The organism is Gottfriedia sp. NPDC057991, from assembly GCF_042886615.1.
GTDB lineage: Bacteria > Bacillota > Bacilli > Bacillales > Bacillaceae_G > Gottfriedia.
Genome location: NZ_JBHVQN010000002.1, coordinates 758,228 through 769,402, shown reverse-complemented (window position 1 = coordinate 769,402; position 11,175 = coordinate 758,228). Strand labels below are relative to the sequence as shown.

Sequence of the window (11,175 nt, the reverse complement as noted above, 5' to 3'; positions counted from 1 at the left end):
GACCAGTTAAGGTTAAAAACCAACCTTATCTGGTCCTTGTCTTATGCTTGTCGGGGCAGAGCGAGTCGCTTCCACTTTTCGTTATGTCTAGTTCCAGCGACTTGCCCCTCGAGGTCATAAGCCATTGACCAGTTAAGGTTAAAAACCAACCTTATCTGGTCCTTGTCTTATGCTTGTCGGGGCAGAGCGAGTCGCTTCCACTTTTCGTTATGTCTAGTTCCAAAAGCTAGCTCTTCGGTAATATTCCAACTACTTTCGAAGTGGACAAACCACCACTTCGAAAGTTGTCGGAGATATTCCATTCAGAGCTGGGCAAGCTTTTTCCACTTTTCGTTACTTACGTTTAATTTCTTCCATTACGTAAGCTTCGATTACGTCGCCTTCTTTAATATCATTGTATTTCTCGATCGTGATACCACATTCGTAGTTTGTTGCTACTTCTTTAACGTCATCTTTGAAACGTTTTAGTGTGTCTAATTGACCTTCGAATACAACGATACCATCACGAATTAAACGTACACCGCTGTCACGAGTGATTTTTCCATCAGTTACATAACATCCAGCAATTGTACCAACTTTTGATACTTTGAATACTTGACGAACTTCTGCTTGACCGATTACTTTTTCTTCAAACTCTGGGTCTAACATACCTTTCATCGCAGATTCAATCTCTTCAATTGCTTTGTAAATAATACGGTGTAATCGAACATCTACATTTTCTAAATCTGCAGTACGTTTTGCATTTACATCAGGGCGTACATTGAAACCAATAATAATTGCATTAGATGCTGAAGCTAAAATTACATCTGATTCAGTAATTGCACCAGCGCCTGTGTGGATGATTTTAACTTTTACGCCTTCTACTTCAATTTTTTGTAATGAAGCAGCCATTGCTTCGACAGAACCTTGAACGTCTGCTTTTACAATTAGATTGATTTCTTTTACATTACCTTCTTGAATTTGAGCAAATAAATCTTCAAGAGATAATTTTGAGCTTTCGCTACGTTGTTGAAGAACTGCTTGTGAAGCACGTGCTTCACCAACTTGACGCGCGCGTTTCTCGTCAGCAAATACCATAAAACGGTCACCTGCTTGAGGAACTTCATTTAAACCAGTAATTTCAACTGGCATTGATGGACCAGCCTCTTTAATTCGACGACCTAAGTCATTTACCATCGCACGTACACGGCCAAATGAAGTACCAACTACAATTGGATCTCCAACTTTTAATGTACCATTTTGAACTAATAAAGTTGCAACTGCACCTTTACCTTTGTCTAATTCAGCTTCAATAACAGTACCTAGTGCTTTACGAGTAGGATTTGCTTTATATTCTTCTACTTCACTAACTAAAAGAATCATTTCAAGTAACTGATCAACACCGTTACCATTTAATGCTGAAATAGGAACAAAGATTGTGTCTCCACCCCATGCTTCTGATACAATACCGTGTTCGGTTAATTCCTGCATTACGCGATCTGGGTTTGCAGATTCTTTATCCATTTTATTAACGGCAATAATAATAGGTACTTCTGCTGCTTTTGCATGATTGATCGCTTCAACTGTTTGTGGCATAACACCGTCATCAGCTGCTACAACGATAATTGTAATATCAGTAACTTGTGCTCCACGTGCACGCATTGTAGTGAATGCGGCGTGACCAGGCGTATCTAAGAACGTAATTTTCTTTCCTTCGATTTCTACTTGGTAAGCACCGATATGTTGTGTAATTCCACCTGCTTCTCCAGCAGTTACCTTTGATTGACGAATATAGTCAAGTAAAGTTGTTTTACCGTGGTCAACGTGACCCATAATCGTTACAACTGGTGGACGTTCTTGTAGATTCGCTTCATCGTCAGCTTCATCAATAAAGCTTTCGAAGTCATTTTCATCAACAATAACTTCCTCTTCTACTTCAACTCCGTAGTCACTAGCTAATAATTCGATCGTATCTTTATCAAGGTCTTGGTTAATTGTCGCCATAATGCCTAACATAAATAATTTTTTAATTAATTCTGATGGTTCTTTACCTAATTTTTTTGCAAGCTCAGATACTTTTAATGAACCTGAGAAGATAATTTTATTCGAGGTATTCTCGGTTGAGTTATTTTTATGATTCATATTTTGATTGCCTTTCTTTATCCCTGTCGTTTGTCGATCTTCATTTTGACTGCTTTGCTTTTGGCTGTCAGTCTTTTTCTTTTTATTACTGTTCTTTTTTGATTTTACTTCGGTATCTTCTAATTGGTAATCTACTTCGAAATCAAGCTCTTCACTTGCTTCTACATTAAATGCAGGAATTACCTTAAAAGAAGATTTGGACACTGCTTTTTGGGGTAGTTTTATCTCTACAGACTTTGGTTGAAAACTCTTATTTAATTTTTCAACAATATCCTCTGCAATTGTGGCCATATGATTCTTTACTTCGATTTTTAAATCCTTGAGTCTTTCAATAATTTCCTTACTTGAAACATTTTGCTTTTTAGCATACTCATAAATTCTAATTTTCGTCATACGTTCACCCCCAGATTAGTCCATTAATTTAATAATGTCTGAAGTTTTGTTGCAAAACCTTGATCTGTAATTGCAACGACCACTCGAGCGTCTTTCCCAATAGCGTGCCCTAATTCAAAGCGATTTTCAACATAACAAAGTGGAGTATTGTAATAAGTTGTCTTGTCTTTTATTTTCTTCGCAGTTAAATCGGAAGCATCCTTTGACAAAATAACTAGTTTTGCTCTCTTTTGTTGGACTTCTTTTACAACTAACTCTTCGCCTGAAACCACTTTACGAGCTCTAGCTGCAAGTCCTAATAAAGACAATCCTTTGTTTGTCATGCTTTTTCCTTTTCAATATACGCTAAAAGTTCTTCGTATAAACTAGCATCAATTTTAGCGTTTAATTGCTGTTCTAAAGTATTTTTTTGCTGCGCTTGTTTTACAACTTCAACAGATTTTGTTAAGTAAGCTCCACGACCTGATTTTTTTCCACTTGGATCAATGGATACTTCTCCTTCTTTAGAACGAACAATTCTGATTAATTCTTTTTTGGGTTTCATTTCTTGTGTTACAACACACTTACGTAAAGGAATTTTTCGATTCATGAGTTTACTCACTCCTCATTTAAGTCGTCAGCGTAAGCATCGAAATCATCATTAGATACAGTTACTTCTTGCGCTGAAGATGTATAGTCAATACCTATTTTATCTGCATCAGACTGTGATTTAATATCAATTTTCCAACCAGTTAAACGCGCAGCTAATCTAGCATTTTGACCTCTTTTTCCAATTGCAAGAGATAATTGGTGATCTGGTACTACTACTGTAGTTGCTTTTTCTTCTTCATTTACTAAAACTCTAATAACTTGAGATGGGCTTAATGCATTTGCTACAAATTCAACTGGATCTGAAGACCAACGTACAATATCAATTTTTTCACCTTTTAATTCATTAACAATTGATTGTACACGTTGACCTTTTTGACCAACACAAGCACCTACTGGATCTAAATCAGGGTTGCTTGTATATACTGAAATCTTAGAACGATCACCTGCTTCACGTGCTACTGAACGAATTTCTACAACACCATCATAAATTTCAGGTACTTCTGTTTCAAATAAACGCTTTAATAATCCAGGGTGAGTACGTGATACAAAAATTTGTGGACCTTTTGATGTTTTTTCAACTTTTGTAACAAATACTTTAATGCGATCATGGATTCTGTATTTCTCAGTTGGAATTTGTTCTGTTACAGGAAGTACTGCTTCAATTTTACCTAAGTTAACATAAATTGCGCGTGAATCGATACGTTGAACTGTACCTGTCATCATTTCTTCTTGACGGTCAATATATTCTGAATAAATTACACCGCGTTCTGCTTCACGAACTCTTTGTGTTACTACTTGTTTAGCAGTAGTTGCAGCAACTCGTCCAAAGTCTTTAGGTGTTACTTCTAATTCAATGACATCACCTACCATAAAGTTTGGATTATGTTGTTGTGCTTCTTCAACTGTAATTTCTAAACGTGTATCAAACACATTGCTTACTATTTCTTTTCTTGCGAAAACACGAATTGAACCGTTATGTAGGTTAAAATCAACTCGAACATTTTGTGCTTGATTAAAATTACGTTTATATGCTGAAATTAAAGCTGCTTCAATTGCTTCAATTACTACATCTTTACTAATTCCTTTTTCTCTTTCAATTATTTCTAATGCTGTTAATAACTCCGAACTCATTAAAAGTACCCCCTACTTAGAAAAACGTAACAGCAAGTCTTGCACTTGCAATTTTTGGTGTTGGAATTGTAATCATTTTTTTTCTTGTTTTAATTGTTAATTCTAATTGAACTTCCTCGGACGTATAGGAAATTAATTTCCCTTCAAATTTCTTTTCGTCAAGGATGGGTTCGTAAGTTTTAATGAAAACTTGTTTTCCAATTGCTTTTATAAAATCTTGTTCTTTCTTTAAAGGACGCTCAGCACCTGGTGATGAAACATCTAAAAAATAGAGGTTTTCAATTGGATCTTTTTCATCTAAGACTTCACTTAGTCTTTCACTTACTGCAGCACATTGCTCCAAATCAATTCCAGACTCACTATCTATAAATACTCGAAGGAACCAGTCTTTTCCTTCTTTTACGTATTCTACATCAACTAACTCTAATCCTAGTTGTTCAATTATTGGTTGTGCTAATTCTGATACAACCTCTGTGACCTTCTTACTCAAGAAGTATCCTCCTTCCAAACATTACAAGATGAAAATTCCCTGCTATTTAGCAGGGAAATTATCTTTAGTATTTCCAATTTACGCAATTATTGTAACTTAAAATTCAAGTTCCAAACTACGAAAGAGATGAATTGGGTAATAAGAAAGAGCAGGTTGCCCCTGCTCTTCAAGAAAAATCCCGTGCTAAATTACATCTGTATCTAATATACCATAATTCCCAAGTTTTGCAAACTGTTAAAAGCCATCGAAAAGTGATAATTGGTTTTGATCAGGTAAGTGTTGTAAACAGCCTTGTTTATCTAGGTACTCTAATACTGTTTTTGAAATTTTACTTCTTTGTTGTAAATCTTCTTTCGATAGGAATTCTCCGTCTTCTCTAGATGCAACAATATTTTTAGCCGCATTCGTCCCTAATCCCGGAATCGAATTAAACGGTGGAATTAATTTGTTACCATTTACTAAAAATTCATCTGCACTTGATCGATATAAATCCATTTTTTCAAATGAATAACCTCTTTCACACATTTCCAAAGCTAACTCTAGTACAGTCATTAAACTTCGCTCTTTTACTGATGCATCTAATCCTTTTATCGCAATTTCTTCAATTTTAGCTTTAATCGTACTTGGACCAGCAATCATTGCTTCGATATCGAAATCTTCAGCTCGTACTGTAAAATATGCAGCATAATAAAGAATTGGATGGTGAACTTTGAAATATGCAATTCGTACTGCCATCAAAACATATGCAGCGGCGTGGGCTTTTGGGAACATGTATTTAATTTTTTTACATGAATCAATATACCAAGCGGGTACTTTATTATTTCTCATTTCTTCTTCCCACTCTGCTGGTACGCCCTTACCTTTACGAACAGATTCCATTATTTTAAATGCTAATGAAGGCTCTAGTCCTTGATATATTAAATAAACCATGATGTCATCACGACAACCAATTACTTCAGAAAGCGTACAAGTTCCACTGTTAATTAATTCAGATGCATTTCCTAGCCATACATCTGTACCATGTGATAAACCAGAAATTTGAACTAGTTCTGAGAATGTACATGGCTTCGTATCTTCTAACATTTGACGAACGAATTTTGTTCCGAATTCAGGAATTCCATAAGTACCTGTTTTACAACCTATTTGTTCCTCAGATACACCTAAAGGTTCTGGTCCGGCAAATATTTTCATAACTTCAGGGTCATCAGTTGGAATCGTTTTTGGATCGATTCCACTTAAGTCTTGAAGCATACGGATAACGGTAGGATCATCGTGCCCAAGAATATCTAGTTTTAATAAATTATCATGGATTGAATGGAAATCAAAATGTGTCGTTTTCCATTCAGACTTTACATCATCAGCTGGGAACTGAATCGGTGAAAAATCATAAATGTCCATATAATCTGGAACTACTATAATTCCACCTGGATGTTGTCCAGTTGTTCTTTTTACACCTGTACATCCCATAGCTAATCGATCAAATTCAGCACCACGTAAATTTAGATTATGATCATTTGCATATCCTCTTACATAACCGTATGCTGTCTTATCAGCTACAGTACCGATTGTACCTGCACGAAACACATAATCCTCACCAAAAAGTACTTTTGTATAATTGTGAGCAGTTGGTTGATATTCACCGCTGAAATTCAAATCGATATCGGGAACCTTATCTCCTTTAAATCCAAGGAAGGTTTCGAAAGGAATATCATGACCATCTTTTTTATATGCAGTACCACATTCTGGACAATCTTTGTTCGGTAAATCGAATCCAGAACCTACAGATCCATCATTGAAAAACTCAGAGTGCTTACAATTTGGACAGACGTAATGTGGTGGAAGTGGATTTACTTCCGTTATTTCTGTCATGGTCGCAACTAATGATGAACCTACAGATCCCCTTGAACCTACTAGATACCCATCATCTAATGATTTTTTTACAAGTTTATGCGAAATCAAGTAAATTACGGCAAAACCATGCCCAATTATACTTTTTAACTCTTTTTCAAGACGGGCTTCTACAATTTCTGGTAATTGCTCTCCGTAAATAGATCTTGCCATTTGATAACTCATATCACGAACTTCATCTTCAGCACCCTCGATTTTTGGAGTATATAAGTCATCCTTAATCGGTTTAATATCTTCAATTAAACTAGCAATTTTTTTAGTATTTGTAACGACTATTTCTTTAGCCTTTTCTTCTCCTAAAAATGCGAATGAAGATAGCATCTCATTGGTTGTTCTAAAATGAACATCTGGTAATCGATGACGATTTAATGGATTTGCTCCACCTTGAGAACCAACTAATATTTTTCGATAAATTTGATCTTCTTTTTGTAAGTGATGAACGTTACCTGTTCCAACTACAATTTTTTCTACCTTTTCAGCCATTTTTACAAGCTTTGAAATGACTTCTCTTAAATGTTGTTCATTTCGAACAATTTCTAATTCCACTAAATGTAAAAGTGTCTCTGGTGGCAATACTTCGATATAATCATAAAACTCCATTAGCTTTTCTGCTTCTTCCGGAGATTTTTGAACACTTGCCTCAAAAACTTCACCTTTATCACATGCAGATCCAACTAATATTCCTTCGCGATGTTTCACTAATAATGATCTAGGAACCCTTGCAACTCGATGATGATAATGGATATGAGAATATGAAACAATTTTAAACAAGTTTTTTAATCCCGTTTCATTTGTAGCTAATAGTGTTGCATGAGATGGTCTTGCTCGTTTATAAGCATCGCCTTTCCCCATGTTATTATTTAGCTCGTCATGATAATACATATCCTGTTCTGCTGCATCTTTTAGCATTTTTAGGAGTAAGAAGCCAGTGGCCTCAGCATCGTAAATCGCTCTATGATGTTGTGTTAAGTTAATATCGAATTTTTTACAGAGTGTATTTAATCGAAAGTTTTTAAAATCCGGATACAAAGTTCTAGCTAACTCAAGTGTATCAATTACACCGTTATTTGTAATACCAATTTCATATTTTTTAAAGCCCATTTGAATAAAGCCCATATCAAACGAAGCATTATGAGCTACTAGTATATCGTCACCCATCCACTCTTTAAACTCACGAAGTACCACATCAACATTTGGGGCATCTTTTACCATTTCGTCAGTAATTCCCGTCAATTCAATCGTAGTTGCAGATAGTGGATGATGTGGATTTGCAAATCGTTCAAATCGGTCAATGATTTCACCTTTATGAATCTTTACAGCAGCTAACTCGATAATCGTATCATAAACTGCAGAAAGACCTGTTGTCTCTACGTCAAATACAACATAAGTTGCTTCTTCTAAAGAGACATGAGATGGATTATATGCTGTTGGTACACCATCGTTTACTAAATTTATTTCAACACCGTATAGTATTTTAACACCATGTTTTTTACCTGCTCCAAATGCCTCTGGGAAGGATTGAACTACTGCATGATCCGTTATAGCAATTGCTTCATGTCCAAACTTACCTGCTTGTTTGACTAAATCACCTGCTGAAACGACTGAATCCATTTGGCTCATATGTGTATGAGCATGCAACTCAATTCTACGCTCTCCTTCTGGAGCTTCGTCCTTACGTTCATCTGGAGTAATTTCATTTATATCATTTGCAATCATGACTAAATCACGTACAAATGTATCGTTTTGTACTGATCCTCTAACTTTTACCCACATACCCTTTTTAATTTTATTTAACATCGGGATATCTTCTTTATCTCTAGAGAACATTTTGACAAGTATTGAGCTCGTGTAATCAGTTATTTTAAAGGTAATTAAGACACGGCCACTCTTGAGTTCACGAATTTCAGAATCGAATACAAATCCTTGAAGAACTACTCGTTTTTCTTCTTCAATGATTGACGAGATTGTATTAATTTCAGTTTCCTTAATATAATAGCCAACAACAAGAGGCCCTTGAGGCTCATCTCCTTCAGCTTCTTCAGCAGCCTCTTTCTTTTCTAATTCAACAAGTACTTCCATCGCTCGCTTACGATCTTCTTCAGCTTTTTTCTCAAGAAACTCAGTTTTTTCTTCAACATTATCTTTTATCGTATTCTCAAAAAACAACTTAGGAAAACCTACTTTTTGATATAAATCTTGCAGCTGAGGAACGTATCGATTTGTAAAGGCATTCTCTTCAATCAGACTATTTAAATCGATCATTACTTTATTATTTTCAACTGAAGGAAGTGCAGATTCAATATGTTGTAATATAGGTGATTTCGATTCAACAGATTGAATCATAAATGACCAATAATCAATTACTTTATGTTCATCTATTTTTGGATTTTCTGTATTAATAACGACTGAAACATCTGCTATATGTTTAAAAGTTCTTAATAAACTTGTTACAAATACTTGAAACGTTGCAAAAGGTAAAACATTTTCTATTTTAAAAGTAAACTGCCACTTTTTTTCGCTTTTATTTACTTCAAGATTTACGATTTCCCCGTTTTTAAAATACAGGTCTCGCATATCTTCGGGAAATTGAAGCTGATCTAATAATAGCTGAAACCGCTCCTGACTTGTTTGTCCCATTTTTTCACCAACCTTATTAAAATTGCAGTATATGTGTAAAAAAATCGAAAGTACCTCTAAAATAAGAGGTACTTTTTATTTGTGTGCGATTCCCATAAGGTGTCGCTTCCACTTTTATTTTATTTTAACATATTTATTTCATTCACAAGGTTAGAAATTTCTACTTCTTTACTAACTTGTCCATCTCTTGTTTTAAGTTCTACAATTCCTTCTGCAGCTTTTTTACCAACAACTACACGAACAGGAATTCCGAAAAGATCAGCGTCTGCAAATTTCACACCTACACGTTCATTTCGGTCATCTAATAATACATCTTGTCCAATCTCTTTTAACGTTTTATAAATATCGTCTGCTATATTTACTTGCTCTTCATTCTTTGTATTTACAGTAATAACATGTACATCAAAAGGAGCTAGGTTCTTAGGCCATACAATACCTTTTTCATCATTATATTGCTCTACAATTGCAGCTAATGTACGAGATACACCGATTCCATAGCATCCCATAATGATTGGATTCGATTTACCATTTTCATCAAGGAATGTTGCATTCATAGACTCAGAATATTTTGTACCTAATTTGAATATATGACCTACTTCAATACCTTTTGCAAATGAAATAGTTCCTTTACCGTCTGGTGATACGTCACCTTCTTGAATAAATCTTAAGTCTACGAAATCTTTAACATTATAGTCTCTATTTACAGTTACGTTAATGTAGTGATAGTCTTCTTCATTTGCTCCACAGCAACCATTTACAATACCTTTAATTGCATTATCCGCTAATACTAATAAATCAGATTTTACTCCAATTGGACCTAATGATCCGATTTCACAGTTCATTAGTTCTTTTACTTCTTCTTTAGAAGCAAGCTCTACTGAATGTGCACCTAAATAATTCTTTAATTTAATATCGTTGATTTCGTGGTCACCACGAGCAAGCACTAATACAAAACTTTCATCTGCTTTGAAAATAATTGATTTAATGCTTTTCTCAATCGGTAAGTTTAAGAATTCAATTACTTCATCGATTGTTTTTTGATTTGGCGTTTCTACTTTTTGAATCTCTTCTAATTTCTCATCAGATGGTTCGTAATTCGTTACAACTGGCGCCATTTCAATATTGGCAGCATAGCTAGATTCATTTGAAAATGCGATTGTATCTTCACCAATCTCAGATAACACCATGAATTCATGCGTATCTTTTCCACCCATCGCTCCTGAATCAGCAACAACCGCTCTGAAATTTAATCCACAACGAGTAAATACGTTGCTATAAGCCGTAAATAAACGATCATATACTTCATCCAAGCTTTCTTGTGATGCATGGAAAGAATATGCATCTTTCATTAAAAATTCACGCCCGCGAAGTAGTCCAAATCGAGGACGTTTTTCATCACGGAATTTTGATTGTACTTGATAAAGTGTAATCGGTAATTTTTTATATGATTTTAATTCATCGCGAATAATGGAAGTAACAACTTCTTCATGTGTTGCTCCTAATGCAAATCCTCTCCCATGTCGATCTCGTAAACGCATTAGTTCTGGACCAAAATTATCCCAACGGCCTGATTCTTCCCATAATTCTTGTGCCTGCATTGATGGCATTAACATTTCCATTGCACCGGCATTATTCATTTCTTCTCGAACGATATTTGCTACTTTTTGAAGAACTTTATTGCCTAAAGGTAAGAAACTATATATACCAGATGCATTTTGTCTAATAAAACCTGCTCTTAATAATAATTGATGGCTTTTTATATCTGCATCTGATGGTACTTCACGAAGAGTTGGACTATATACGATACTTTGTTTCAAAGGGGCTCACCTCATATTTTTCTTTTATTCTTATATTCTTTTTAATAATATTTTGTAAAAAATAGATTTCGTAGTTGTCTTAAAAGT

Annotated in this window: 7 protein-coding genes; all 7 read right to left on the bottom strand. The window is 34.9% G+C overall.

The genetic code is table 11. The features are described 5' to 3' along the window. Window positions 1–333: 333 nt before the first annotated feature. The 7 genes from infB to ACFVR2_RS11125 all read right to left on the bottom strand — a co-directional run bounded on the left by infB (window position 334) and on the right by ACFVR2_RS11125 (window position 11,088). Window positions 334–2,514 (bottom strand): translation initiation factor IF-2, encoded by a 2,181-nt coding sequence (infB, locus tag ACFVR2_RS11155; protein ID WP_387361607.1) that lies wholly within the window; start codon window positions 2,512–2,514, stop codon window positions 334–336. Between the two features lie 23 nt (window positions 2,515–2,537). Continuing rightward, a complete protein-coding gene (locus ACFVR2_RS11150) occupies window positions 2,538–2,837 on the bottom strand; it encodes a YlxQ family RNA-binding protein (protein WP_025568541.1) in 300 nt (99 codons plus the stop codon). Further along, window positions 2,834–3,103, bottom strand: coding sequence for an RNase P modulator RnpM (gene rnpM, locus ACFVR2_RS11145; RefSeq protein WP_056470825.1), 270 nt, complete (start codon window positions 3,101–3,103; stop codon window positions 2,834–2,836). The genes ACFVR2_RS11150 and rnpM overlap by 4 nt, the downstream gene beginning before the upstream one ends. A gap of 8 nt (window positions 3,104–3,111) precedes the next feature. Beyond that, window positions 3,112–4,236, bottom strand: coding sequence for a transcription termination factor NusA (nusA, locus tag ACFVR2_RS11140; RefSeq protein WP_387361604.1), 1,125 nt, complete (start codon window positions 4,234–4,236; stop codon window positions 3,112–3,114). A gap of 16 nt (window positions 4,237–4,252) precedes the next feature. Then, complete coding sequence (gene rimP / locus ACFVR2_RS11135) at window positions 4,253–4,726, bottom strand: ribosome maturation factor RimP (RefSeq protein WP_097975469.1); 474 nt, start codon at window positions 4,724–4,726, stop codon at window positions 4,253–4,255. Between the two features lie 234 nt (window positions 4,727–4,960). Further along, entirely contained in the window at window positions 4,961–9,271 is a 4,311-nt protein-coding gene (locus ACFVR2_RS11130; protein ID WP_387361602.1) for a PolC-type DNA polymerase III, read from the bottom strand. A gap of 119 nt (window positions 9,272–9,390) precedes the next feature. Further along, the gene (locus ACFVR2_RS11125) at window positions 9,391–11,088 is read right to left on the bottom strand and encodes a proline--tRNA ligase (protein WP_387361600.1); all 1,698 of its coding nucleotides are present in this window, start codon (window positions 11,086–11,088) and stop codon (window positions 9,391–9,393) included. Between the last annotated feature and the right edge of the window lie 87 nt (window positions 11,089–11,175).

What these genes read in the sequence shown, in the direction of transcription:
- nusA (WP_387361604.1), bottom strand. Translation starts at nt 4,236, where the DNA reads ATGAGTTCGGAGTTATTAACAGCATTAGAAATAATTGAAAGAGAAAAA.
- rnpM (WP_056470825.1), bottom strand. Translation starts at nt 3,103, where the DNA reads ATGAATCGAAAAATTCCTTTACGTAAGTGTGTTGTAACACAAGAAATG.
- ACFVR2_RS11150 (WP_025568541.1), bottom strand. Translation starts at nt 2,837, where the DNA reads ATGACAAACAAAGGATTGTCTTTATTAGGACTTGCAGCTAGAGCTCGT.
- ACFVR2_RS11130 (WP_387361602.1), bottom strand. Translation starts at nt 9,271, where the DNA reads ATGGGACAAACAAGTCAGGAGCGGTTTCAGCTATTATTAGATCAGCTT.
- infB (WP_387361607.1), bottom strand. Translation starts at nt 2,514, where the DNA reads ATGACGAAAATTAGAATTTATGAGTATGCTAAAAAGCAAAATGTTTCA.